The following is a 24,311-nucleotide window of genomic DNA, read 5'->3' on the forward strand; positions in this document are numbered from 1 at the left end:
TCCGTGCTTACGCATGTGCAAAATCGGCCGCGTGCGCGAGCTCGGACGCGATCCGCGCATGCCAGGCCGCGCGCCGGCGCTGCCGGCTGTCCGCATCGATCGAGGGTTCGAAAACGGCGTCGGTGACGAGCGTCGCGCGGGCTTCGTCGAGCGAATCCCACAACAGCCCCGACGCGCCCGCGAGAAACGCCGCGCCGCGCAGGCTCGCGCGATCGCCTTCGCGCATCCGGCGCACGGGCATGCCGCTCACGTCGGCCTGGATCTGCAGCAGCGTGTCGCTGCCCGCGAGGCCGCCGCCGACGATCAGCTCGGACACGTCGGCCCCCGCCACCGCCTGGTTGGCTTCCATGCACGACGCGACCGAATGCGCGATGCCTTCGAGCACGGCATGCGCGACTTCCGCCTGCGTCGTCGCGATCGAGATGCCCGACAGCAGCGCACGCGCGTTCGGCTCCATCCGCGGCACGCGCAGGCCCGTGAGCGCCGGCACGAACGTCACGCCGCGCGACGACTGCACGGTGCCCGCCAGCGCGCTGATCTGCGCGGGATCGTCGAACCAGCGCAGTTTTTCGCAGACCCAGCGCAACGCCGAACCCGTCGTCGCGACGAAGGTTTCGAGCGAGTAATGCGACACGCCGCCGTGCCGTCGCGCGGTCATCGCGAGCGTGCCGTCGTGCGCGTGACCGGGTTGCGCATGCGATCCGGCGTCCGGGCGCGCCGTCCCCGTCAGCAGGTCGACGAAGCTGCCGGTGCCGTGCACGCACATCGCCTGCCCGCGCTCGACGCAGCCGAGGCCGACCGCCCCCGCGAACTGGTCGCCCGCACACGCGAGGATCGGCACGTCGATGCCGAGCACATCGCGGCGCGTGCGGCCGAACGTGTCGGCATCCTCGCGCAACGCGGGCAACAGTTCGTGCGGAAACCCGAGCGCATCGAGCCACGAATCGAAGTAGCGGTGTTCGCCGAGCAGGTACGCACTCGCGGAAGTCGCGTTGGTCGGTGTCGTCACGCACGTGCGCGCATCGGACAGATGCCACAGCAGCCACGTATCGATCGTGCCGAACGCGAGACAGCCGGCGCGCCGTGCGTCGGCCACCGCCTGCGACGTGCGCAGCTGGTGCACGGCCCACAGATACGGCGAGCGCACGCCCGCCGGCCGCCCGACCTGCGGCACCAGCACGCGATCCCAGTCGGCCGCGAGGCGGTTGAGTTCGACGGCATGGCGCGTGTCCTGCCAGACCATCGCGGGCACGAGCGCGCGCCCGGTCCGCGTGTCCCACAGCACGGCGGTCGCACGCTGCGTCGCAAGCGCCAGCGCGACGATGCGCACCCCCTGTTCATGTGCGCGGGCGAGCGTCGCGCGGCAGACTGCGAGCGTCTTGTCGAGGATCGCGTTCGCGTCCTGTTCGACGACGCCGGGCTGCGGGCTCTCGACCGACAGCGGCAGGTATTCCAGGCACGACACGTGTCCGCTCGCATCGACGAGTGCGGCACGCGTGCCGGACGTGCCTTCGTCGATCGCGAGAATGGCGTTGCGGGATTCGGTCATCGCTGCGTTTTCTCGATGGCGGGTTCAAGGAAGGTCGACGTGGCGCGCGCGTCGTCGCCGAAGTGCGGCGCGTCGGGTTCGTTGTCGGGGTTGATCGTCGTGCGGGTCGGATCCCAGCGGATCGCGAAGCAGATCGCGCTTGCGACGCACGGCACGATCGCGAGGATCAGGAACGTGTGTTCGAGGCCGTAGCGCGCACGGAACAGCGGAAAGACCAGCAGGCCGAGCGCCGCGCCGATCGAGCCGAGCGCCCCGACGATGCCGTTCGCGCCCGCGCGCAGCTCGCCGCGAAACGACAGCGACGACAGGCTCTTGCCGTTCGCGCCGGGGCCGGCCGAGTGGAACAGGATGAACAGCGACGGCACGACGACCGACAGCCACAGCGGCATGTGCGCGTGAAACAGCCCGAGCGCGACCAGCATCGCGCACACCGCCGCGAACCCGAACGCCGACGCACGACGCAGGCCGACACGGCGGCCGACCGCCGACGACGAGAAGCCGCCGACGATCCCGAACAGGTTGAACACGAGCGCGCCGAGCGTCGCGTAGACGAAATCCTTGCCGAACAGCGCGGCGCTGATCAGCGGCAGGTACCAGCCAATCGCGAAGTATTCGATCGACTGGCCGATCTGCACGGTCGCGGCGAGGATCGTGCGCGGCAGGTAGACGCCGCGGAAGATCAGCAGCACGTTCGCGAGGCCGCGCGTGGCCGGATTGACGACAGGCGTACGCTCATGCGCAGGCGCGGCGGCGAATGCCTGCCCGTAGATGCGCGTCATCGCGCGCGCCGCATCGTCGAGCCGCTCCTTGCGCGCGAGCCAGATCGGGCTTTCGACGAGAAATGCGCATTGCAGCGCGAGGATCGCGACGCCGAATATCGCAGTGGCCGCCACCGAGTAGCGCCAGATCGAATCGCCGACCTGCCACGCATGGAACAGCAGCGCGAGCAGCAGGTTCAGGCAGACGGCCGTGTACCACATGCCCTGCCAGGTATTGAGCCGGCTCTTCAGGCGGCCCGGCGTGAACTCCGCGAGCATCGCCATCGCGATCGCGAAGTCGATGCCGTACGCCATGCCGACGAAAAAGCGGCCCGCGAGAATCGCGTTGAAATCCGGCGCGAACACCACCAGCAGCGCGCCGATCACCGACAGCAGCTTTGCGGCGATCAGCGGCCGCACACGGCCCCACCGGTCGGCCATCCAGCCGCCGATCGGGTTGAACGCGATCGCGACCCACGATGCGAACGACGTCATCCACGCGACCTGCGCGGCCGACAGATGCAGTTCGTGCGTCATCGGCCCGAGGCCGGCGCTCAATGCCGAATTGGAAAATGCGTCGAGAAACAGCCCGCCGAGCGACAACCACCAGACGAGCCCCGCCCTGCCCGCGATACCGGGGCGTGAGTCGAGAAAGGAGATGACGTCTTCAATGCCATGAAGCTTGACCGCGATCGTTCGCACAATCGGCCTCCGTATATTTGTTCTGTAAGAGGCTCGACATTGCAGATGCGATCGACGCATGGAGAGACCATCTTACAGATAGTCTCTTATCTAGATCTGCCAGCGCAATTTACGGCGGGCAGCGCGCCTGTGTCAAGCGCGGTCGGTTGTGCGTTGCAGCGAGAGGTGCATCAGCGCACCGCGAAATCGTTGCGGACGCAACGTCGTTCTCAAGCGGGTACGGTGCTGCGATCCACGCGTTTACCACGGTACCGTCCGCCCCAGGTAGTCGAGGTATTCGAGCCCGGGCCGCGCCCGCTTCGCCAGCAGCACGTCGACGAGGCTCGGCACGCTCTCATCGATGGTCAGGCGCGCATCGGGGCCGCCGAGTTCGGTACGAACCCAGCCGGGCGCCATCAGCGCCATCGCGCGACGCGTATCGGCCTGACGCGCCGCGAAGCTGCGCATGAACTGGTTCAGCGCGGCCTTGCTGCCGCGATACACCTCGCGCATCCCGCTGACGTTGTTCGCGACGCTGCCCTGCCCCGACGACATCGCGCCGATCAGGCCGTCCGCGGTCACGAGATCCTGCAGCGTCTCGATCACGCGCATCGGCGCCAGCGCATTCGTGATCATCACGCGCACGAATTCGTCGGTCGTCACTTCGCCGATCGTTTCATTCGGATCGTTGGTCGTCCCGGCATTCACGAACAGCATGTCGAAGCGCCTGCCCGACAGGCGTTCGCGCAATGCGGCCAGTTGCGCGGAATCGCAGATATCGAGCGTCGCGATATCGAGCCGGCCGTCGAACCGGTCGGCCAGGTCGTGCAGCTTCGTGCGCCCCGATCCTTCGCGCACGGTACCCGTCACGTTCCAGCCCTTGTTCAGGAATGCCTCCGCCATCGCGAGCCCGAGGCCGCGCGAGGCCGCGACGAGCAGGAGTGTGGGAGCGTTTCGATTCGATTCAGTCGATTGCATGGTTTCCGCCTTTGCCGTGTTTCGTCATGCACCCACTATAGGCGCGCACCACGACAGGTGCCAGACGCATGGAATGCAATCCATAGTTGCACTCAACGCCCTGCCAACCCAACAAAAGCGTATCCTGTCCGCATGGAAGACATCGACCTGAATCTCGTTACCGCGCTCGACGCGCTGCTGTCGGAAAGCAGCGTGACCGGCGCCGCGCGCCGGCTGGGCCTGAGCACGTCCGCGATGAGCCGCACGCTCACGCGGCTGCGGATCTCCACCGGCGATCAGCTGCTCGTGCGCGCCGGGCGCAAGCTCGTGCCGACACCGCACGCGGCCGCGTTGCGCGACCGCGTGCATGCGATCGCGCTCGACGCACGCACCGTGCTCCGGCCGGCGGCGACCGACGTCGACATGACGACGCTCGCCGCCACTTTCACGATCCGGGCCGCCGCGTCATTCATGGAAATGCTGTCGGGCCCGGTGGTCGCCGCGCTTGGCGAAGTCGCGCCGCACGTGCGCATCCGCTTCGTCCCGAAGCTCGACCGCGATCCGCAGGCGCTGCGCGACGGCGCGGTCGACCTGGAAATCGGCAAGCGCGGCGACGATGCGCCCGAACTGCACACGCGCATGCTGTTTCACGACTGGCACGTCGCGGTGGCGCGCGCCGGACACCCGCTGTTCGCTTCGGCCAGGATCACGCCCGCACGCTATGCGGCCTGCCGTCACGTGATCGCATCGCAGCTCGGCGATTTCGGCGGGCCGGCCGACGACCCGGCCGACGGCGGCGGCCCCGGCCACACCGTGCACGTCGTGGTGCCGGGCTACCCGGATGCGATGCGCGTCGCCGCCAGCACCGACCTGATCGCGCTGGTGCCGCGCTCGAGCCTCGGCAACGCGTTCTCGCCGGGGCTCACGGAAGCGCTCGGGCTGCGCGGCTTCGACGTTCCGGTCCGCCTGCCGGCGATCCTCGTTTCCGCGCTCTGGCATCCGCGCATGCACGGCGATCCCGTGCATCGCCGGCTGCGCGATGCGGTCATTGCGGTCTGCCAGCGCGCGTATCCCGACTCCCGCCCGCCACGCGCAACGGCGCGCGGCACCGGAACACGCACCGCCGGCTGACGTCGCCCCGGCTCAGACCAGCCGGCCGCCGCCGTCGATGTGCAGGATTTCGCCGTTCATGAAGCCGTTGCCCAGCAGGAAGGCGATCGCCTCCCCGACTTCGTCGGCGCGGCCGACACGGCCACCGGGCAGCGCCGAAGCCGCGCCCGCGAGGATCGCGTCGCGCGCTTCCGGGCCGAACGCGTCGTAAAGCGGCGTCTCGACGAAACCCGGCGCGACGACATTGACGCGGATCGGCTTCAGTTCCAGCGCGAGCGACTGCGCCAGCGCCTCGACGCCGCGCACGGCGGCAGCGATAACGGACGTGCCTTGCGCGCCGGGCCGATCCGACAATTGCCCGCCGGTCAGCACGATCGAGCCGGTCGCGGGCATCAGCGGCAACGCGGCCCGGATCGCGTACACGGGCCCGGCGATCCGCTCGTGCAGCGCGGCGAGCAGGTGGTCCGGATCGGTCTCGTTCAGCTTCCCGGCAATGAATTGACCGGCCGTGACGACCAGGTGATCCACGCGCGTCAGCGTGTCGAATACGGCCTGCACGGCGTGCCGGTCCGCGATGTCGGCCACCGCGATGCCCGCACCGCCGATCGCCTTTGCGGCGGATTCGAGCTTCGCGCGGGTCCGGCCGACCAGCGTGACGCTGGCGCCTCCGGCCTTCGCAGCGGCCGCAGCCGCGAGACCGATTCCGGAACTCGCACCCAAAACCACGACGTGCGCGCCGTCCAGCGCCGAAGATTGCGTTGCCTCGTTCATGTCGATTCCTCATCAGGGGGTGAAGGTTCACGAACGTTAGGTCATTCTCCATTTAGCAGGAACGTGCGAGACTTGCATAAGGTTCATGCCATAAAGGAATGAGATGGATTCACTGCGCGCCATGCGCGTGTTCGTCCGCGCGATCGAGCTGGGCAATTTCTCGGCGGTCGCACGCGAGGAAGGCACCGGCCAGCCGACGATCAGCAAGATCGTCGCCGCGTTCGAACGGCAACTGGGTGTCCGCCTGCTCGAACGCTCGACGACGAGCCTCGCGCCGACCGACGAAGGCCGGCGGTTCTACGACCGCTGCAAGCGTGTGCTCGACGAATACGAAAACGCGGTGGCCGACGTGCGCGGGCAAACGCTGCGACCGGTCGGCAAGCTGGTCGTCAACGCGCCGCTGGGGCTCGGTGAACTGAGGCTGAATACGCTCGTACTGGAATTCCTCGCCGCGTGGCCGGAGATCGACGTCGAACTGCACCTGACCGATCGCGTGATCGATCTGGTCGAGGAAGGCGTCGATGTCGCGATTCGCCTCGGCCACGTGCTGCCGCCCGATGTCGTCGCGCGCCACATCGCGTCGTCGCCACGCCTGCTGGTCGCCACGCCCGGGTACGTGGCGCAGGCACCGAAGCTGCGCCGGCCCAACGACCTGGCGAAGCACGAATATGTCGGCTACGCACGCACGGACATCATCGGCAGCGAACTGGAATTCGCGCGCGGCGACGAACGGGTCGCCGTTCCGGTGCGCGGCCGATACCGCGTGAACAGCTCGATCGCGCTGCGGGAGTGCTTTCTTGCCGGGCACGCGGTCGGCAGTGCGCCGGCCTGGCTCGTGCAGGACCTGATCGACGCCGGGCGGCTCGTCCGGCTGCTGCCGAAATGGGATATGCCGCCGCCGCACGCACTCCATCTCGTCTATGCGTCGCGCCGGTATCTGCCGCTCAGGACCCGCACGTTCCTGCAGTTCATGGAACGGCGGATTCCCGCGCTGCCCGGCTTCCGCGCGACGCCGGCACCGTCGCAGCGGACGCGCTGACGGCCGCCGCTAGTACGCGAAGCCGATGCGCCCCTGCCCGACCGGATGCGCGACCGTCCCCATCCGGATGTCGTAGACACCGGTCAGCACGTCGTCGCGCATGAACGCGTCCGGCGTGCCCTCGACCACGATCCGCCCCTGCCGCAGCGCGACGAGCCGGTCGCAATAGCGCGCGGCGAGATTCACGTCGTGCAGCACGACGACCACGCACAGCCCGCGTTCGAGCGCCAGCGCACGCACGAGCGCGAGCACCTCGATCTGGTGCCGCACGTCGAGCGCGGAAATCGGTTCGTCGAGCAGCAGGCACTCGCTGCGCTGCGCGACGAGCATCGCGAGCCACGCGCGCTGCCGCTCGCCGCCCGACAAACTATCGGCCGCCCGATCGGCAAATGCCGCGACATCGGTTGCCCGCAACGCATCGTCGACCATCGCACGATCCTCGTCGCCGAACCGGCCCAGCGCACCGTGCCACGGATAGCGGCCCAGCGCGACCAGCTCGCGCACGGTCAGGCCGTCGGTCGCGGGCAGGTGCTGCGGCAGATAGGCGATGGCGCGCGCGAGCGCCCGGTTCGCCCAGGTGTCGAGCGGGCGCGCCTGGAGCAGGATCGTGCCGCCCGACGGCCGCTGCTGTCGCGCCAGCAGTTTCACCAGCGTCGACTTGCCCGAGCCGTTGTGGCCGAGCAGGCCGACCACGCTGCCGCGCGCGAACGCGAGATCGACCGGATGCAGCAGCGTGCGCCCGGCCGCTTCGAACGACACGCGCTCGAGCGCGAAGAACGGGGCGTGCGACACGGCTGTCCGCGTGGCCGCCGCAGCGGTGTCCGGCGCGCGTGACTGCGCCGGGATGGAAGCAATCGGATTCATGTCGGAGATACCGTCGAATGCGGCGCCACGGTGCCGGACTGCGCGACGATCTGCCCGTAGTCGAGCTTCACGCTGCGATCCGCCAGCGCGAAATAGCGGTCGTCGTGCGAAATCACCAGCACCGTCTTGCCGCGCGCCTTGAGTTCCGGCAGCAGCTGCCGGTAGAACACGTCCTTGAACAGCGGATCCTGGTCGGCCGCCCATTCGTCGAACACGTAGAACGGCCGGTCTTCCAGGTACGCGACCAGCAGCGCGAGGCGCTTGCGCTGCCCCTGCGACAGGTCGAGCGTCGAAAATGCGCCGCCGTCGACCGCCACCTTGTGCGACAGCTGCAGCGCGTCGAGCAGCGTGCGTGCGCGCTGGCGCGACGCCGCATCGATCCCGAACAGCCGCTCGAACAGGAAGAAATCGCTGAATACGGCCGAGAACAGGTGCCGGTAACGCGTGCGCGACGCCGCGTCGACCGGCTCGCCGTCGAGCAGGATCCGGCCGCCCTCGGGGGCGTAAAGCCCCGTGATCAGCTTCGCGAGCGTCGTCTTGCCGCTGCCGTTGCCGCCGATCAGGAACACCGTTTCGCCCGGCACGAACGACAGGTCGATCGGCCCGAGCGTGAATGCTTCGCCGTCGCGCACATAGCGATGCGTGACGCCGTCGAGCGCGATCCGCCCGAACCCGTGCACGGGCCGCTCGCTGCTCACCGGCTCGCGCGGCAATTCGGCATCGAGCTGCTCGATGCGTTCGAACGCGACGCGCGCGATGCTGACCGACGGAATCGCCGCCAGCAGCCCTTCGATCGGCATGATCATGTACAGGAACACCATCGCGTAGCCCGACGCGACGTGCGCATCGATCTCGAGCCAGCGTGCGAGCACGAACAGCGTGAGGCCGATGAACGCGAACAGCACCAGGTTGCCCCAGCTCGCCGCCGCCGCGTACAGCATGTAGCCGCGCGTACGTTGCACGCGCACGGCCTCGACGCCCGGTTCGAGCATCTCGCCGACGAACGCATCGCGGCGCGCGCGATGCAGCTTCAGTTCCTTCGCGCCGTCGAACAGCGCGCGGAAGTGGCGGACGAGATCATCTTCGCGCCGGCGCGAATCGCGCAGGTCGGCCAGCGCACGCCCCTGGACCACGCGAAAGCCGAGCATCGCGACCCCGATCGTGACGGCCGCGAACAGCAGGATCTGCCACGACAGATAGCCGAGGTAGGCGAGACAGCCGGCGATGACCGCACCCTGCATCGCGATCGTCGGCAGGTTGACGAAAAACACGACGATCGTGTCGAGATCCTGCGTGAGCACCGACAGCGACTTCGCGCTGCCGAGCCGTTCGAGATCGGGATACGCGGCGTCGCCGATGCGGCGGATCGTCCGCATGCGCAGCATCGCCTTCGCGCGCTGCCCGAGCGACATGAACAGCATCTGCGACACGGCGCGCGCGGCGAGCACCGCGGCAACCACGGCCGCGAAGCGCCAGCCGAGCGCCGCGAGGCGTTCGGGCGGCGCGCCGAGCGCCTGGTTGATCAATGCAATCAGCATCGCATTGCCGATCCCGCTCGCGAGGCTCGTCAGCAACGCAAGCGGCAGGGTCCAGCGAAAACTGCCGGTCAGAAAACGGAACAGCGACATGGGGTGTCCTTCGGCGTGCGACACCGCCCCGCCGCGCGCGCGACGGGCGGCGGGCCGCCATCAATGAGTGTGGGGGTGCGGCCTGCGATCGGCGTCATCGTCGCAACAGCCAGAGCAGATACGGTCCGCCGACCAGCGTCGCGAGAATGCCGGCCGGCAACTGCTGCGGAAACAGCAGGTTGCGGCCGAGCCAGTCGGCGGCCACCATCAGCAGCCCGCCGATGAGCGCCGCGATCAGCAGTTGCGCACGCGCACGCGTGAAACCGAGCAGTCGTGCGAAGTGCGGCGCCATCAGCCCGACGAACGACATCGGCCCGATCACGATCGTCGCGCCGGCCGTCAGGATCGCGGCCACCGCGAACAGCGCCGCGCGCGCATGGCTCGCGCGCACGCCGAGCGCGTTCGCGACGTCGGCGCCGAGCGGCAGGATGTCGAGCCAGCGCAGCGCGAGCCACGCGAGTACGCCGGCCGCGACGGTGCAGATCCAGACCGCGATCGCCGTCTGCGGCAGCACCACGTAGGTCGAGCCGTACAGCAGCGCGCGCAGCAGTTCGGCCTGCAGGCCGCCACGCGCGGTTGCCAGCACGATCACGGCCTGCGAGAACGCGCTGATCGCCATGCCGACGAGCAGCATCCGGTCCGGCGCGAAACCGCCGCGACGGCCGAACGCGACAATCGCCACCAGGCACGCGAGCGCGCCGGCCGATGCGCCGCCGAGCAGCGCGGGGGCCGACGGCACGCCCGCGCCGAGTGCGACGACCAGCAGGCCGAGCATCGCGCCGCCGCTCACGCCGAGCAGGTCGGGGCTCGCCATCGGATTGCCGGTCAGGCGCTGCAGCACGGTGCCGGCCAGCGCGACCATCACGCCCGCGCCGAGCGAGGCGGCCACGCGCGGCACGCGCCAGAACGCGACGGCCGGCCAGTGCGCGGCAGGCGTCCATTGCCAGCCGTCCACCGTCACCGCGAAGTGCAGCGATACCCATACGGCCAGCACAAGCGCCACGCCGCCCGGCAGCACGAACCGCATGACGGAACGGCGCCGCACGTCGTGCGTGTCCATCGCCGGGCGCACGCCGCCCGTACGCACACGCCGCAGCATGACAAGCAGCAGCGGGCCGCCGAGCAGCGCCAGCGCCGCGCCGGTCGGCAGCCGTTCGCCGAGCACGCCGGGCAGGCATTGCACGACCTGGTCCGCCAGCGTCAGCAGCAGCGCGCCGATGCACGGCGCCCATGCGAGCTGGTCGCGCAGCCGGCGCGCACCCGCGAGCCGCGCCAGCGCGGGGCCGCCGAGCCCGATGAAGCCGATCACGCCGACCGCGCTCGTCGCCAGCGCACTCAGGCTTACCGCGATCGCGAGCGCGACGAGCCGCACGGCCGTGACCGACAGCCCGAGCTGGCGCGCCCCGCGATCGTCGAGCGCGAACAGCGCGAGCGGCCGCGCGAGCAGCCATGCGGCGACCATGCAGCCGGCCACGCGCGGCACGAGCCAGGTCGCGACATCCCAGCCGTTCTGCACGAGCGAACCCGCGCCCCAGATGAACACCGCCACCAGCGAGCGCTCGTTCACGATCGCCAGCAGCACCGCGAGCGCGCCGCCGTACAGGCTCACGACCATGCCGGCGAGCGTCACCGATACCGGCGCGAAGCCCTTGCGCCACGTCAGCGCAAGCGTCGCCGCGATCGCCAGCGCCGCGCCGCCGAGCGCCACCGCGAACCGTTCGCCCGCCACCAGCGCCGGCGCCATGATCGACGCGGCCGACAACGCGAGCGACGCCCCCGACGACACGCCGAGCGTCAGCGGCTCCGCGAGCGGATTGCGCAGCACCTGCTGGAACACGACGCCCGCGAGCGCGAGCGCGGCGCCCGTCGTCAGCGACACGACGACGCGCGGCAGCCACGCATAGCGCACGACGAGCTGCGCCAGCGACACGTCCGCGCCGCCCGTCAGCACGCCGGCCCACTGCGCGACGGGAAGCTGCGCGGACAGCGTGTGAACGACGGCCCATATCGTCGCCGCCGCGAGCAGCGCCGGCAGCGCCCATGCGCGCGAACCGGCATCGGCCGCCATCGTGTGCGCCTTCATGACGGCACCCCCTGCAATGCGCCCGCCAGACCGTGCGCGAAACGCATCGATGCAACGACGCCGCCGAGCGACGGCAGCGCACCGAGCGTCTGCACGCGGCGCGCCTTCACGAACGGCAGCGCATTCCACAGCGGGCCACGCGCCAGTTGGGCGCCGACGCCGGCCGGCATGTCGAGCACCAGCGCCTGCGCGTCGGGCTGCCGTGCGAGCGCCGCGAGATCGGTTTGCGTCGCGCCCTGCGGATCGGCGTCGCCGCGCCACGCGTTCGCAATCCCGACGCGCGACAGTACGCCGCCATACAGGCTGTTCTCGGCGAGTACCGACATGTGCCGGTCGTCGATCGGATACAGCAGGTAGACCGGCCGCGCCGTCGCACGAAAACCCGCCAGCCGCCGCGTCACGTCGCCGAGCTGCGCATCGGCCCGCGCCAGCAGCGCATCGGCCGCCGCCGGGCGCTCGAACCGCTTCGCGAGTTGCACGGTTGCGTCGCGAACGGCCGAATAAGTATCGATGCCGCGCCCGAACAGCCCGACGGTCAGGGTCGGCGCAATCCGTTCGAGCATCGGGCGCAACGGCGCATGCAGCGGCGTGATCACGACGAGATCCGGCTTCAGCGCGTCGAGCACCTCGAAGTTCGGCTGGAACAACAGCCCCGTATCCGCCACGCCGGGCGGCAACGGCGGATCGCCGTCGACGCGCATGTACCACGGCGGGCGCGCAATGCCGACCGGCACGACACCCAGCGACAGCACGATTTCGGTGAGCGGCCAGTCGAGCACGACGATTCTCGGCACCCCCTGCCCGGTAGCCGCCGCTGCCGCAACGGCTGCACGCGCCACGCCGCCCGCACCGCCGAGCGCGGCCGCCGTACACCACGCGAGCGCGCGGCGGCGCATGGCACTGGCCGGCTCCGCCGCGCGACCCTCATTCAGCGGCACCGGGTTCACCATTGATAGCGCGCCGTGCCGAGCACCGTCCGCGTCGCGCCCCAGTAGCACAGCGACGCCGACGAGCAGTACGAGACGTATTCGCGGTTGAACAGGTTGTTCACGTTCAGCGCGAGCCGCCAGTTCTTCAGGTCGTAGTGCACGCCCAGATCGACCAGCACGCGCGCCGGCACGTCGAACGTGTTCCCGTTGTCGCCCGCCGAACTGCTCGTGTACCGCACGCCGGAGCCGATGCCGAAGTGGCGCAGCGGCCCGGCCAGGAACGTATAGTCGGCCCATGCCGCCGCCGTGTGGCGCGGCGCGATCGTCGGCCGCTTGCCGAGGTTCGCCATCGTGCTTTCGGTCACCGACTGGTTCAGGTACGAGTACGACACGATCAGCTTCAGGTTCGGCGTGACGTTCGCGTGCGCCTCGGCCTCGATGCCGCGCGAGCGGACCTGCCCCGTCTGGATCGCGAACTGCGGATGGACGGGATCGGTCACCTGCACGTTGTCCTGCGTGAGCGTGAACGCCGCGACCGAGAAGAACCCGTCGAACCCCTTCGGCTGGTAGCGCACACCGGCTTCGAGCTGCTTCCCCTTCGTCGGCGAGAACGGCACGCCGCCGAAGGCCGCGCCGAGCAGCGGCTGGAACGAGCGGGCGTAGCTGACGTACGGGGCGATCCCGTTGTCGAAGCGGTACGCGAGCCCCGCACGCCATGTGAACGCGTGATCGTTCGAGTGATAGAGCGTGCCGGCCCCGGTCGCGATCGACGTCGTCTGCTGGTTGCCGCCGGCCCAGTCCTGGCGCACGCCGAGCGTGAGCACCCAGTTCCGGTAGCGCGCTTCGTCCTGCGCATAAATCCCGAACGTGCTGAGCGCATAGTCGAGCCGCGTGTTGACCGGCTGGGTCGCCAGCGCCGCATAGTTCGGCTGGAACAGGTTGACCGTGCCGACCACCGCGTTGCCCTCGTTGTCGCCGAGCATCGAGCGCTGGTAGTCGACGCCGAACAGCGCCGTGTGCTCGACCGGGCCCGTCGAGAAGCGCGCCTGCGCATGCGTGTCGACCTCGAACTGCGTGTAGTGCTCGTTGTCGACGTTGCCCCACATCGCGACCGTCTTGCCGTCGGCGGCGAACGGGCTCGTCACCGACGTCTGGTAATAGTGCTGGTCGATATGCAGATAGCGCAGCGTCTGCGACACGCTGAAGCGATCGTTGAATGCGTGGTCGAACTGGTAGCCGAACCAGTATTGCGTGCGATGCATGCCGTCCCGGTCGGGATCGCCGAAGTAACGGTCGGGGCCGAGCCGCCCGTTCGGGTTAGCGAACAGCGTGCCGCTCGCGGGCACCGGGTTGAACAGGCCGCCGTTCGGGTCGCGCTGGTAACCGCCCTGCAGCGTGAAGGTCGTGTCGCGGTCCGGACGCAGCGTGACCGACGGCGCGATCGCGATCCGCTGGTCCTTGATCTGGCTGACCTGCGTGTCGGCCGTGCGCCCGAGGCCGACCACGCGATACGACACCGTGCCCGCCTTGTCGACCGGGCCGCTGAAATCGAAGCCGAGCTGGTAGTTGTCGTGATTGCCGGCCTGCAGCATCACCTCGTGATACGGCTCGGCAGTCGGCAACTTGCTCACGTAATTGACGAGGCCGCCCGGGCTGCCCTGCCCGTACAGCACCGAGGCAGGCCCGTGCAGCACTTCCATCCGCTCGAGGAAATACGGATCGATGCGCGGCGTCGCGAAGCGCGGCGACTGGTACAGATGCAGGCCGTCGAGATACGAATCGAGCGAGAAGCCGCGCCCCGACAACTGGTCGAAGCGGATGTCCGTGCCGTCCTGGGAATAGACGCCGGGCGTATAGCGCAACGCCTGGTCGACGGTCTGCACGCCGAGATCGTCCATCTGGCCGCGCGTCACGACCGACACGCTCTGCGGCTGCGTGAGCCGGTCCGAGTCCGTCTTCGTCCCCGTCGTCGAGCGGGTCGCGACGTATCCGACACCCGGCCCCGCCGGGTCCTGCATCGACGGCGCCCGCACCTCCACGGCCGGCAGCGTGCCGCCCTGCGCCGATACCGGCGGCGCCCCGTCATCCGCCGCGCTCGCCCGCAACACCGTCCCGCCGAGCAGCGTCGCCGCGATGCCCAGCTTCACCGGCCTCCCCATTTCCCCGAACCTCATCCCAGTCGCCCTTGCGTATGGCTGTCGCCGATTCACGTAAAATTTAATGCGACTCATTACTATTTGTAGTCGCATTATCGTTTTCATTCAATTGACACCCGGCAAGCATAGCGGCTACCTTATTTCGCAGGTAGACAACAAATGTTCAGTTTCGGCCAAATTCTGTCCGGTGCTGAACAGCCTGCACCCACCGACCCAGATCCCGGATGAAGGAATTCCTGCTCAACCGCTATCCGCATGAACGGCGGCGCCTGCCGCGCCCCGTGATCGTGCGCGCCATCGCGTACGAGAACGGCCAGCACGAGCCCTGGCACCAGCACGAATTCGGCCACGTGATCCTTGCGCTGAAGGGCGTCGTGCGCGTGCTGACGCCAAACCGCACGTGGACGCTGCCGCCGTCGCGCGGCGTGTGGCTGCCGCCGAACATCGACCACGAGCTGCATGCGGTGGGACGCCTCACGCTGTGCACGGTCAGCGTCGAGCCGGACGTCACGCCGTGGCGCTGGCCGACCGGCCGCGTGATCGCGATCGACTCGCTGATCCGCGAGCTCGTCACGAACATGCTGCGCGACGGCTACGACTACCCGCCCGACGGCAGCACCGCGCTGTCGGTGCCGCTGCTGCTCAAACTGCTGGAAGAAGCGCCGCCGCTCGGCGAAGGCGGGTTGCCGCTGCCGCGCGATCCGCGCCTGCTCGCGATCTGCGAGCACATGATGACGGACCCGGCGAACGACTACACGCTCGATCGCTGGGCCGACGAGATCGGCACGAGCAGCCGCACGCTCGCGCGGCATTTCCGCGACGAGACGGGCATGAGCTTCGGCCACTGGCGGCAGCACATGCGCGCGGCCGAGGCGATGACGCGGCTCGCGCACGGCGCGAGCGTCGCGGCCGTCGCGCTCGATCTCGGCTACAGCACGCCGAGCGCGTTTACCGTGATGTTCCGGCGTCTGTTCGGCCAGGCTCCGCAGCAATATCTGTCTTCCGGGAACTGAGCACGCGGCGTCGGCGCAGCGAATCCCCGTTATTGCAGCGCGTGCCGGCGGCGCCGGCGGGCCCTTCGGCTAAAATGCCGCACTTTCCACCTTGTCCGGCCCGCTCGCCATGCAACCCGCCTCCTCCGCCCAACCCGCCTCCCCCGGCGCCGATGCCGCCGAATCGGCCCGCGACCTCGTCTACGGCCCGAACGACCGGCCGGCGCCGATGGTCGCCTTCGTCGCCGCGCTCCAGCACCTGCTGGCGATCATCGTGCCGATCGTCACGCCCGGCCTGCTGATCTGCCAGGCGCTGGGCGTGTCCAGCCGCGATACGACCCTGATCGTGTCGATGTCGCTGGTGATTTCCGGCATCGCCACTTTCGTCCAGTGCAAGCGCTTCGGCCCGCTCGGCGCCGGCCTGCTGATCGTCCAGGGCACCAGCTTCAACTTCGTCGGCCCGCTGATCGCCGGCGGCAGCCTGATGGTCAAGCAAGGCACGCCGGTCGAGACCGTGATGGCCGCGATCTTCGGCGTCGTGATCGCAGGGTCGTTCGTCGAGATGGCCGTGTCGCGCATCCTGCCGTTCGTGAAGCGCCTGATCACGCCGCTCGTCACCGGCATCGTCGTGCTGCTGATCGGCCTCACGCTGATCAAGGTCGGCCTGATCAGCATGGGCGGCGGCTATGGTGCGATGGCCAAGGGCACGTTCGCGAGCGCGGAGAACCTCACGCTGTCGGGGCTCGTGCTCGGCACGATCATCCTGCTGAACCGCGTGCCCGTCGTCTGGGTGCGCAGCACTGCGCTCGTCATCGCGCTCGTGATCGGCTACCTCGCGGCCGCGTTCCTCGGCCGCCTCGACTTCACGGGCATGCACCAGGCCGCGCTGTTCCAGGTGCCGACGCCGCTGCACTTCGGTATCGGCTTCTCGTGGTCGCTGTTCGTGCCGATGCTGATCATCTACCTCGTCACGTCGCTCGAGGCGATCGGCGACGTCACGGCCACCAGCAAGATCTCGAACGAGCCGGTCGAAGGGCCGGTGTGGATGCAACGGATCAAGGGCGGCGTGCTCGTCAACGGCGCGAACTCGCTGCTGGCCGGCGTGTTCAACACGTTCCCGAGCTCGGTGTTCGCGCAGAACAACGGCGTGATCCAGATCACCGGTGTCGCGAGCCGCTACGTCGGCATCTGGATCGCGGGGATGCTGGTGGTGCTCGGCCTGTTCCCGGTCGTCGCCGGCGTGCTGCAGGCCGTGCCGGAACCCGTGCTCGGCGGGGCGGCGATGGTGATGTTCGGCGCGGTGGCCGCCTCGGGCATCAACATCCTCGCGGGCGTCCAGCTCGACCGTCGCGCGCTGCTGATCATCGCTGTGTCGCTGGCGCTCGGCCTCGGCGTGTCGCAGGTGCCGGACATCCTCAACAGCCTCCCGCACGCGCTGAAGAACGTGCTCGAGTCGGGCGTGGCAACGGGCGGCATCTGCGCGCTCGTGATGAACTGGTTCCTGCCGGAAAAGAAGTAAAGGAAAACGCGGGTTGCACCGCATGACGACGCGGCTGCGTCGTTCGTCATGCGAAGCCACATCGGGCGTTCGCGCGGACAACACGATCGACGCCCGGTCTCACGCCCGCCCTGGAAAGGTCGACCTCACGCCGGCGCGATCGATCGTCAAATCGGGTCATGCCGTCTTGGCCGATCGATGCGCGCTGGTTAGAATGCCTTCATGTCCCAGGCACCCGCGTCCAACCATTCCCCCGAAACGATCGTCGCCCCCGTCAAGGAGCGCGCGACCGTCGTCTGCTACCGCGACGGGCAAGTGTTGCTCGTTGCGCGCGCAGCGTCGCGCTGGGCCCTTCCCGGCGGCACGATCAAGCGCGGGGAAGCACCGCTCGAAGCCGCGCATCGCGAGTTGTGCGAAGAAACCGGCATGACCGGCCAGAATCTCGTGTACTCGATGCAGTTCACCGGGCTCGCAAAGATCCATCACGTGTTCTTCGCGGAAGTTGGCCTGGACCAGACGCCGCAAGCGGACAACGAGATCGAGAAATGCAAGTGGTTTCCGGTCGACAGCGTCGACGAATTGCGCGCCAGCATTCCGACGAAACGCATCGTCGAACTCGTCTACAACCACGAGATCCGCAAGGCGTGACGCATCGACGGCGAGCACACGCCTGAGCCGTCGGCCGGCCCGGGTCGAGTTCCTGGATCGGTAGCGCGCGAACGCTCAGTGCATGCGCTTTCTGCGCAACTCGTGCGTGGAGTAGACGACGAGGAAGATGCCCAGCATCGCCACGCCGGACGCCATGAAGTCGTTTGCGCTTCCCGAGCTGTGCAGGGACTTCGGGAAGAGGCCGAGACTCAATCCTGCGACAGCGAGAAGCAATCCTGCTGCCACGCCCCAGATCGGTCCGGCGGTCTTTTCGATTTTATTTTTCATACAGCACCCGTCTACGGTCATTACCTGAACGGTATCGGCACCATGCGCCGCATCTACCTTCAGTGATTCCACTATAGCCGGGAAATAATTCGGAAACTTTCAGTACTTTTCCCCATCAAGTTTGCCTGGTCGCGACCGTTGCGCAGCACCGGCCTTCGACGCAAGCGCGCGGGTCAAAGCAGGTCGAACCGCGAGAAAACGGGATGGCGGAAGGCAGCCGGAGTCGAACCGACCCGGGAGTGTCTGACACCCCCAACCGGATTTGAAGTCCGGCCGTACCACCGGATACGAATGCCTTCCGTGGAGAAAAGAACCCAAAGAACAACGAGCGCCTACGCCTGAATACCCACCCAACCGCTGTCAGGCCGCAGGTAGTGAAGATCGCGGTGGAAGCGAGTATACCCAACCCGGTCGAAGAACTCGAGAATCTGGATCGCACGCTTGCGGCCGAGCCCCGTTGCATCGCGGAACGTCGCGGCGTCGAGCCCGCCGCCGCGCGACGGCGCGAGATGCGCGACCAGTTCCGCGAGTTCGCGTGCAACGTCCGCGTGATAGAACAGGTCGCGCACGACCTGGTGCACGTCACCGCGCCGCGCAAGCTTGCGCAACAGCGTGCGCACCGCGTCCTCTGCCGCCCCCGTGTCGCGGGCCAGGTCGCGCACCCACGGCGGATCGAAACGCCCGGCGTGGATCAGCGGCAGCAGTTGCTGCGCCAGCGCTTCCTCGCGCGGCTCGAGGCTCACCGAATGCGACGGCAGATGCAGCCACGGCCCGCTGCGTGCCACTTCGCCGCCCGTCACCAGCGCATCGACGAGCGCACGCCACAGCGCATCGCCCGCGAGCGGCGCAGCCATACGCCGCAGGCGTGCGGCATCGAGCCCCTGCTCGTCCGGCATGCGTTCGTGGTACACCCGCAGCGTATCGATCGCCCGCGTCTGCAGCGCGCGCCAGTGCGCATGCGAAATCACCGCGCCGTCGTTCGACGCGGCATCGCGTTGCCCGATCGCCAGCGCGTCGTCCGGCAACGCCAGCGCATCCGGCGCGAAACCCGTCAGATGCGTGAGCGTCGCACGAGGAAGGCCGAGCGGCGCCTGTGCGAGCAGCGCATCGAGACGCCCTTCGTCGAGCCACGCGGCCAGTGCATCGAGCCACGCGCGGCGCGCGGGCGTGCGGCGCTTGCGTGCCGGCCCGAACGGATCGAGCACGCGGCCGCCGCCGACGGTACGCGTCGCCTGCGGATTGCGGACGATGAACCGGTCGCCCGGCAGCGCGAACACCGGCTCGTCGAACACCAGTTGCACGCGCATCCGCTGGCCCGCCGCGAGCGTGTCGCCGTCGAGCAGCGCCACGTGTGCGACGCGATGCAGCGTGCCGAGATGCACATGCAGCGGCGCCCAGTGCGTCAGCGTCAGCCCCGCGTCCGCAAGCAGCGTCAGCTCGACGTCAAGCCGCGGCGACGCCGCGACGAGCCGCGCGTCGGCAACCGTGTCGCCGCGCTCGATATCGGCCTTGTCGACGCCGGCGAGATTCAGCGCGCAGCGCTCGCCCGCGCGGCCGGCCTCGACCGGCCGGTTCTGCGCATGGATGCTGCGCACGCGCGCCGTATCGCCCGTGCGGACGATCGCCAGCGTGCCGCCCGTCGCGACGCGGCCCGCGAACGCGGTGCCCGTGACGACCGTACCCTGCCCGGCAAGCGTAAATACGCGATCGACCGCGAGCCGGAACAATCCGTCGTCGCGGCGCGCACGCCACGCGATCGCCGCGTCGGCCAGGTGGCGCTTCAACGCCGCGACGCCCGGATCGTCCGCGGCCGTCGCACGCGTTTCGAAGAGCGGCACGCCGGCCAGCGTCGAGTCGTGCAGCCACGCGGCGATCTCGTCGCGCACCTCGGCGACGCGCGCGGCGTCGACGCGATCGCATTTCGTCAGCGCGACGGCGCCATGCGTGACGCCAAGCAGTTGCAGGATCGCGAGATGCTCGCGCGTCTGCGGCATCACGCCGTCGTCGGCCGCAATCACGAGCAGCGCGAAGTCGATCCCGCACGCGCCGGCCGCCATCGTATGAATCAGCTTCTCGTGGCCCGGCACGTCGATCAGGCCGAGCACGTCGCCGTTGTCGAGCGGCGTATACGCGTAACCGAGTTCGATCGAGATGCCGCGCGCCTTCTCCTCCTTCAGACGATCGGTATCGACGCCCGTCAGCGCGCGCGCAAGCGTCGTCTTGCCATGGTCGATATGTCCTGCGGTGCCGACGATCATGCAGCAGGCCCTGCCGGCGGCACGCACTGCGCGACGAACGCCGCTTCGTCGGCCGCCTCGAGGCAGCGCAGGTCGAGCCGCAGCGCATTGTCGGCCACGCGGCCGATTACCGGCCGCGGCCATTCGCGCAGCCGTTTCTCGAGCTGCGCGAGCGCGCGGCCACTGCGCTTGCCGTCCACCGTGCGCACGACGAGCCCGGCGCTCGGCAGCTGGTCGACCGGCAGCGCACCGCTGCCGATCTGGCTGAACATCGGCTCGACCGTCACGTCGAAACCGCTGCCGAGCGCGGCCTGCAACGCCGGCCGCATGCGGTCGGCCGCTTCGGCGATCTCGCGCTGCGGGCGCGTCAGCAGGCGCAGCGTCGTGAGCCGGTCGCGCAGGAATTCCGGCGACTGGTACAGGCGCAGCACGGGCTCGAGCGCCGCCAGCGTCAGCTTGCCGACGCGCAGCGCGCGCTTGAGCGGATGTTTCTTGATCTTCGCGACCAGCGCGCGATCGCCGACGATCAGGCCGGCCTGCGGCCCGCCGAGCAGCTTGTCGCCGCTGAACGTGACAACGTTTGCGCCGGCGGCAACGGTTTCCTGCACGGTCGTCTCGTGCGGCAGCCCCCATTGCGTCAGGTCGGCGAGCGTGCCGCTGCCGAGATCGACGGCGACCGGCAACCCGTGCTCGCGCGCGAGCGGCGCGAGTTCGGCAAGCGTCACCTCCTTCGTGAAGCCGCTGATCGCGTAGTTGCTGCAGTGCACCTTCATCAGCAGCGCCGTGCGCGGGCCGATCGCGTCCGCATAGTCGTGCAGATGGGTGCGGTTGGTCGTGCCGATCTCGCGCAGCTTCGCACCGGCGCGGCTCATGATGTCGGGAATGCGGAACGCGCCGCCGATCTCGACCAGTTCGCCGCGCGACACGACGACTTCCCGCTTCGTCGCGAGCGCCGACAGCGTCAGCAGCACGGCCGCCGCGTTGTTGTTGACGACGGTCGCGGCTTCCGCGCCCGTCAGTTCGCACAGCAGATCGTCGATCAGGTCGTCGCGGTCGCCGCGGCGGCCCGTCGCGAGATCGAATTCGAGGTTGACGGGCTGCGTGAGCGCATCGACCACCGCGCGCACCGCTTCGTCGGGCAGCAGCGCGCGCCCGAGGTTCGTGTGCAGCACGGTGCCGGTCAGGTTGAACACGGCGCGCACGGCGCCCGTGCTCTGCGCGGCCAGCGTGCGCGAGACGGCTGCGGCGATGCGCGGCTCGTCGAGCGGTTCGGCCGCTGCCGGATCGTGCTGCGCGGCGGCACGCCAGCGTTCCAGCTCGGCACGCACGGCATTCAGCACGCGCGTGCGGCCATAGTCCGCGATCAGCGGTTGCAGCGGCGCCGACGACAGCACGCGCTCGACGGAGGGCACGCGCGCCAACACCGCATTCAATTCATTCACACCCGGTTCGGTCACGTGGTGGTGGCTCCAGTCTCATGCTTCGCAGTCGGCCGGCGCCGGCGCTCGCGCGCCGCCCCCGGCCTCGTGCCGTCAGTCCGCTTCCCGCGAGACGTCCGGCCACAGCAGCGGATTCGGCGAACTGCGCTGGTAGCCGGCCTCGTTCATCAACAGGTCGAGCGTGAGACTCGCGAGATCGTCCGCCAGCGGCTCGAACTCGTAGTCCTTGTCCTGATAGCCGATCTTGCGATAGGTCTTGCACTCGTCGCACGATTCGGCCTTGATGGCCTCGCTGCCGCCCTCGATCCCGTGATACGCGATGCCCTTCGTCGAATCGCAGTGCGAGCACTTCGTACGCACCATGTGCCACTCGGTCGTGCACAGCCCGCACTGCAGGAAACGGTAGCCCTGGTACTGGCCGCCGACCCGCACGACGCTCGCGACCGGATGCGTGCCGCATACGGGGCACAGCCCCGGCTGGTCGAGATACGGGACATCGGCCGGCGTCACGCGGCTCGCGAGGTCCGTCCAGACCACCTGCAGCGCCGCCATCAGGAACGGCGCGGTGGCCGGGTCGACCTCGGCGAAGCGCAGCGCGAGGATCGCGTCGGCCTGCGCGTCGAGTTCGGCCGGTGCCATCAGGCGCAGCCGGTCGAGCAGTTTCGCGAGCTGCGGGTTGACGAGCCCCGCGCCGTCGACACGGTCGAGCAGTTCGTACAGCACGGCGCGCCAGCGCGCATCGCGCTCGCCGTCGAGCGCCGGTACGAGCGGCATCGAATGCTGCTGCGCACGCGCGATCGCTTCCTTCGACGGCAGCGGCAGGTCCAGCGTCTGCAGCGTCGCGTGCTGCGCGTCGGCGACGGTGGCCATCAGCCGCAGGTAGCCGCTGATCGGGTTCAGGTCGGCCAGCTTGCGCAGCCGCGCGGCGCGCGCCGCGAACGCGGTCGTGCGCTCCGGCAGGCGAAAGCGCGGAATGGCCGAATGATCGAGTGCCGAGATCTCGGTCGGTTCGAGAATGCGTTGTGTCACAAATATGTCTTCCAAAAAAACAAGCGCCGACAGGTCGGCGCTTTCAGTCGGTTCCGACGGCTGACGGGGCGGCCCGCCGCAAACGGCGAGCCGCCCCGCTCCGGTGCGTTATTTCACGCTTTCACGGAACCACTTCGGGTGATGCTTGCGGGCCCAGCCCAGCGTGACGGTGCCACGCACCATCGCGCCGATCGAGCCCTTCACCCACAACGCCGCGTAAATGTGCACGATGATGCTCGCGATCAGCACGAAGGCCGCCACGGCATGCACGACAGCGGCCGCGCGGATCACCCCGATCGGGAAGTAGAACGAGAAGTAGCGCCGCCAGATCACGACTCCCGACAACAGGAGCAGCAGCAGGCACGCCACCAACGTAAAGAATAGCAGCTTCTGCCCGGCGTTATAGCGCCCGACGGGCGGCAGCTTGTCTTCCTGGTTGGTCAGCACGTCGCCGATCTGCTTCAGCCACTGGCGATCGTCCGCGTCGAGCGCGTTGTGGTGCCAGAAGCGCACGACCAGGATCGCGAACGACACGAACATCACGAGGCCGACGAACGGATGCAGGATCCGCGTCCACTGGCCGCCGCCGAACAGCGCGGTCAGCCAGAACATCGACGGATGGAACAGCGCGAGCCCGGACAGCGCGAGCAGCACGAACGTGATCGCGGTGATCCAGTGGTTCGTGCGCTCGTTCGCCGAGTAGCGGACGATCAGGTTGGGGTCGTCGTGGTTCATTTCGCGTCCTCCTTGATGCGTCGCGCCTCGTCGCGCGCGGCCGATTCCTCTTCTTCGCTCACCTCGTTCGGGCCGACGCGGACGTAGTGGAAGAACCCGGCAAGCGCGGTCAGCGCGATGCCGGCAACCGCGAGCGGTTTCGCGATGCCCTTCCACAGCTTCACCATCGGGCTGATCGACGGGTTGTCGGGCAGCCCGTGGTACAGCGACGGTTTGTCCGCGTGGTGCAGCACGTACATCACGTGCGTGCCGCCGACGCCCTGCGGGTCGTACAGCCCCGCGTGCTCGAAGCCGCGCTCCTTCAGGTCCTCGATCCGCTCGGCCGCGTGCTGCTTCATGTCCTCCTTGGTGCCGAACACGATCGCGCCCGTCGGGCAGGTCTTCACGCAGGCCGGTTCCTGCCCGACCGCGACGCGGTCGGAACAGAGCGTGCACTTGTACGCGCGATGATCCTTCTTCGAGATCCGCGGAACGTTGAACGGGCAACCGGTCACGCAGTAGCCGCAACCGATGCAGTTCTCCTCGTGGAAGTCGACGATCCCGTTGTTGTACTGCACGATCGCGCCCGGCGACGGACACGCCTTCAGGCAGCCCGGATCCTCGCAATGCATGCAGCCGTCCTTGCGGATCAGCCACTCGAGGTCGCCCGCCGGGTTCTCGTATTCGGAGAACCGCATGACCGTCCACGAATGTTCGGTCAGGTCGGCCGGGTTGTCGTACACGCCGACGTTGGTGCCGACCTCGTCACGCAGGTCGTTCCACTCCATGCATGCCGTCTGGCATGCCTTGCAGCCGATGCACTTCGATACGTCGATCAGCTTCGCGACACTCCCGGTCACCGGTTCGCGCACCGTGGGCGGTGGCGTCGTGGTGGCCGAGACGCGCTTGATATCCAGCGATTGCAATGCCATCTCGTTCCC

Annotated in this window: 20 protein-coding genes and 1 tRNA gene; 5 read left to right on the forward strand and 16 right to left on the reverse strand. The window is 68.8% G+C overall.

Annotation, left to right across the window (positions count from 1 at the left end):
• Window positions 1–7: 7 nt before the first annotated feature.
• The 3 genes from AC5LXK_RS26485 to AC5LXK_RS26495 all read right to left on the reverse strand — a co-directional run bounded on the left by AC5LXK_RS26485 (window position 8) and on the right by AC5LXK_RS26495 (window position 3,966).
• Window positions 8–1,549 (reverse strand): FGGY family carbohydrate kinase, encoded by a 1,542-nt coding sequence (locus tag AC5LXK_RS26485; RefSeq protein WP_493391636.1) that lies wholly within the window; start codon window positions 1,547–1,549, stop codon window positions 8–10.
• Window positions 1,546–3,009 carry an MFS transporter gene (locus AC5LXK_RS26490; RefSeq protein WP_493391637.1) on the reverse strand — a complete coding sequence of 488 codons (1,464 nt, stop codon included), beginning with the start codon at window positions 3,007–3,009 and terminating at the stop codon, window positions 1,546–1,548. Before AC5LXK_RS26490 ends, AC5LXK_RS26485 begins: the two co-directional genes overlap by 4 nt.
• Before the next feature lie 240 nt (window positions 3,010–3,249).
• A complete protein-coding gene (locus AC5LXK_RS26495) occupies window positions 3,250–3,966 on the reverse strand; it encodes an SDR family oxidoreductase (protein ID WP_493391638.1) in 717 nt (238 codons plus the stop codon).
• Window positions 3,967–4,098: 132 nt separating this feature from the next.
• Between AC5LXK_RS26495 and AC5LXK_RS26500 the strand changes: the two genes are divergently transcribed.
• Window positions 4,099–5,076 carry a LysR substrate-binding domain-containing protein gene (locus tag AC5LXK_RS26500; protein WP_493391639.1) on the forward strand — a complete coding sequence of 326 codons (978 nt, stop codon included), beginning with the start codon at window positions 4,099–4,101 and terminating at the stop codon, window positions 5,074–5,076.
• 12 nt (window positions 5,077–5,088) lie between these two features.
• Here the strand turns inward: AC5LXK_RS26500 and AC5LXK_RS26505 are convergent, their stop codons facing one another.
• Entirely contained in the window at window positions 5,089–5,826 is a 738-nt protein-coding gene (locus AC5LXK_RS26505) for an SDR family oxidoreductase (protein WP_493391640.1), read from the reverse strand.
• Window positions 5,827–5,929: 103 nt separating this feature from the next.
• Between AC5LXK_RS26505 and AC5LXK_RS26510 the strand changes: the two genes are divergently transcribed.
• On the forward strand, window positions 5,930–6,865 hold the full coding sequence (locus AC5LXK_RS26510; RefSeq protein WP_493391641.1) for a LysR family transcriptional regulator: 936 nt from the start codon (window positions 5,930–5,932) through the stop codon (window positions 6,863–6,865).
• A 9-nt stretch (window positions 6,866–6,874) separates the two neighbouring features.
• Here the strand turns inward: AC5LXK_RS26510 and AC5LXK_RS26515 are convergent, their stop codons facing one another.
• The 5 genes from AC5LXK_RS26515 to AC5LXK_RS26535 form a co-directional block, all read right to left on the reverse strand.
• On the reverse strand, window positions 6,875–7,729 hold the full coding sequence (locus AC5LXK_RS26515) for an ATP-binding cassette domain-containing protein (protein ID WP_493391642.1): 855 nt from the start codon (window positions 7,727–7,729) through the stop codon (window positions 6,875–6,877).
• Complete coding sequence (locus AC5LXK_RS26520) at window positions 7,726–9,357, reverse strand: cyclic peptide export ABC transporter (protein WP_493391643.1); 1,632 nt, start codon at window positions 9,355–9,357, stop codon at window positions 7,726–7,728. Before AC5LXK_RS26520 ends, AC5LXK_RS26515 begins: the two co-directional genes overlap by 4 nt.
• A gap of 94 nt (window positions 9,358–9,451) precedes the next feature.
• The gene (gene fhuB / locus AC5LXK_RS26525; protein WP_493391644.1) at window positions 9,452–11,440 is read right to left on the reverse strand and encodes a Fe(3+)-hydroxamate ABC transporter permease FhuB; all 1,989 of its coding nucleotides are present in this window, start codon (window positions 11,438–11,440) and stop codon (window positions 9,452–9,454) included.
• Window positions 11,437–12,378 (reverse strand): ABC transporter substrate-binding protein, encoded by a 942-nt coding sequence (locus AC5LXK_RS26530; RefSeq protein ID WP_493391645.1) that lies wholly within the window; start codon window positions 12,376–12,378, stop codon window positions 11,437–11,439. Before AC5LXK_RS26530 ends, fhuB begins: the two co-directional genes overlap by 4 nt.
• A 5-nt stretch (window positions 12,379–12,383) precedes the next feature.
• On the reverse strand, window positions 12,384–14,543 hold the full coding sequence (locus tag AC5LXK_RS26535) for a TonB-dependent siderophore receptor (RefSeq protein WP_493391646.1): 2,160 nt from the start codon (window positions 14,541–14,543) through the stop codon (window positions 12,384–12,386).
• Window positions 14,544–14,749: 206 nt separating this feature from the next.
• Between AC5LXK_RS26535 and AC5LXK_RS26540 the strand changes: the two genes are divergently transcribed.
• The 3 genes from AC5LXK_RS26540 to AC5LXK_RS26550 all read left to right on the forward strand — a co-directional run bounded on the left by AC5LXK_RS26540 (window position 14,750) and on the right by AC5LXK_RS26550 (window position 17,663).
• Entirely contained in the window at window positions 14,750–15,538 is a 789-nt protein-coding gene (locus AC5LXK_RS26540; RefSeq protein WP_493391647.1) for an AraC family transcriptional regulator, read from the forward strand.
• A gap of 109 nt (window positions 15,539–15,647) precedes the next feature.
• Window positions 15,648–17,036, forward strand: a complete 1,389-nt coding sequence (locus tag AC5LXK_RS26545) for a nucleobase:cation symporter-2 family protein (protein ID WP_493391648.1) — start codon at window positions 15,648–15,650, stop codon at window positions 17,034–17,036.
• A gap of 201 nt (window positions 17,037–17,237) precedes the next feature.
• Complete coding sequence (locus AC5LXK_RS26550; RefSeq protein ID WP_493391649.1) at window positions 17,238–17,663, forward strand: NUDIX hydrolase; 426 nt, start codon at window positions 17,238–17,240, stop codon at window positions 17,661–17,663.
• A 75-nt stretch (window positions 17,664–17,738) separates the two neighbouring features.
• Here the strand turns inward: AC5LXK_RS26550 and AC5LXK_RS26555 are convergent, their stop codons facing one another.
• The 7 genes from AC5LXK_RS26555 to fdxH form a co-directional block, all read right to left on the reverse strand.
• Complete coding sequence (locus AC5LXK_RS26555) at window positions 17,739–17,951, reverse strand: hypothetical protein (RefSeq protein ID WP_493391650.1); 213 nt, start codon at window positions 17,949–17,951, stop codon at window positions 17,739–17,741.
• 204 nt (window positions 17,952–18,155) lie between these two features.
• Window positions 18,156–18,251: transfer RNA gene (locus AC5LXK_RS26560), tRNA-Sec, on the reverse strand.
• Window positions 18,252–18,283: 32 nt separating this feature from the next.
• Window positions 18,284–20,209, reverse strand: a complete 1,926-nt coding sequence (gene selB / locus AC5LXK_RS26565; protein ID WP_493391651.1) for a selenocysteine-specific translation elongation factor — start codon at window positions 20,207–20,209, stop codon at window positions 18,284–18,286.
• Complete coding sequence (selA, locus tag AC5LXK_RS26570) at window positions 20,206–21,645, reverse strand: L-seryl-tRNA(Sec) selenium transferase (protein WP_493391652.1); 1,440 nt, start codon at window positions 21,643–21,645, stop codon at window positions 20,206–20,208. Before selA ends, selB begins: the two co-directional genes overlap by 4 nt.
• Window positions 21,646–21,720: 75 nt before the next feature.
• Window positions 21,721–22,656, reverse strand: a complete 936-nt coding sequence (gene fdhE, locus AC5LXK_RS26575; RefSeq protein WP_493391653.1) for a formate dehydrogenase accessory protein FdhE — start codon at window positions 22,654–22,656, stop codon at window positions 21,721–21,723.
• 108 nt (window positions 22,657–22,764) lie between these two features.
• On the reverse strand, window positions 22,765–23,391 hold the full coding sequence (locus tag AC5LXK_RS26580) for a formate dehydrogenase subunit gamma (RefSeq protein WP_011355693.1): 627 nt from the start codon (window positions 23,389–23,391) through the stop codon (window positions 22,765–22,767).
• The gene (fdxH, locus tag AC5LXK_RS26585; RefSeq protein WP_069747795.1) at window positions 23,388–24,302 is read right to left on the reverse strand and encodes a formate dehydrogenase subunit beta; all 915 of its coding nucleotides are present in this window, start codon (window positions 24,300–24,302) and stop codon (window positions 23,388–23,390) included. The genes AC5LXK_RS26580 and fdxH overlap by 4 nt, the downstream gene beginning before the upstream one ends.
• Window positions 24,303–24,311: the final 9 nt, after the last annotated feature.

This window comes from Burkholderia pulmonis (assembly GCF_984667975.1).

Bases quoted from the DNA above. Each gene is read 5' to 3' on its own strand.
- AC5LXK_RS26540 (WP_493391647.1), top strand. From the start codon at position 14,750: ATGAAGGAATTCCTGCTCAACCGCTATCCGCATGAACGGCGGCGCCTG.
- AC5LXK_RS26550 (WP_493391649.1), top strand. From the start codon at position 17,238: ATGTCCCAGGCACCCGCGTCCAACCATTCCCCCGAAACGATCGTCGCC.
- AC5LXK_RS26510 (WP_493391641.1), top strand. From the start codon at position 5,930: ATGGATTCACTGCGCGCCATGCGCGTGTTCGTCCGCGCGATCGAGCTG.
- AC5LXK_RS26505 (WP_493391640.1), bottom strand. From the start codon at position 5,826: ATGAACGAGGCAACGCAATCTTCGGCGCTGGACGGCGCGCACGTCGTG.
- AC5LXK_RS26500 (WP_493391639.1), top strand. From the start codon at position 4,099: ATGGAAGACATCGACCTGAATCTCGTTACCGCGCTCGACGCGCTGCTG.
- fdxH (WP_069747795.1), bottom strand. From the start codon at position 24,302: ATGGCATTGCAATCGCTGGATATCAAGCGCGTCTCGGCCACCACGACG.
- AC5LXK_RS26495 (WP_493391638.1), bottom strand. From the start codon at position 3,966: ATGCAATCGACTGAATCGAATCGAAACGCTCCCACACTCCTGCTCGTC.
- AC5LXK_RS26580 (WP_011355693.1), bottom strand. From the start codon at position 23,391: ATGAACCACGACGACCCCAACCTGATCGTCCGCTACTCGGCGAACGAG.
- fhuB (WP_493391644.1), bottom strand. From the start codon at position 11,440: ATGAAGGCGCACACGATGGCGGCCGATGCCGGTTCGCGCGCATGGGCG.
- selB (WP_493391651.1), bottom strand. From the start codon at position 20,209: ATGATCGTCGGCACCGCAGGACATATCGACCATGGCAAGACGACGCTT.
- AC5LXK_RS26545 (WP_493391648.1), top strand. From the start codon at position 15,648: ATGCAACCCGCCTCCTCCGCCCAACCCGCCTCCCCCGGCGCCGATGCC.
- AC5LXK_RS26485 (WP_493391636.1), bottom strand. From the start codon at position 1,549: ATGACCGAATCCCGCAACGCCATTCTCGCGATCGACGAAGGCACGTCC.
- AC5LXK_RS26515 (WP_493391642.1), bottom strand. From the start codon at position 7,729: ATGAATCCGATTGCTTCCATCCCGGCGCAGTCACGCGCGCCGGACACC.
- AC5LXK_RS26535 (WP_493391646.1), bottom strand. From the start codon at position 14,543: ATGAGGTTCGGGGAAATGGGGAGGCCGGTGAAGCTGGGCATCGCGGCG.
- AC5LXK_RS26555 (WP_493391650.1), bottom strand. From the start codon at position 17,951: ATGAAAAATAAAATCGAAAAGACCGCCGGACCGATCTGGGGCGTGGCA.
- AC5LXK_RS26520 (WP_493391643.1), bottom strand. From the start codon at position 9,357: ATGTCGCTGTTCCGTTTTCTGACCGGCAGTTTTCGCTGGACCCTGCCG.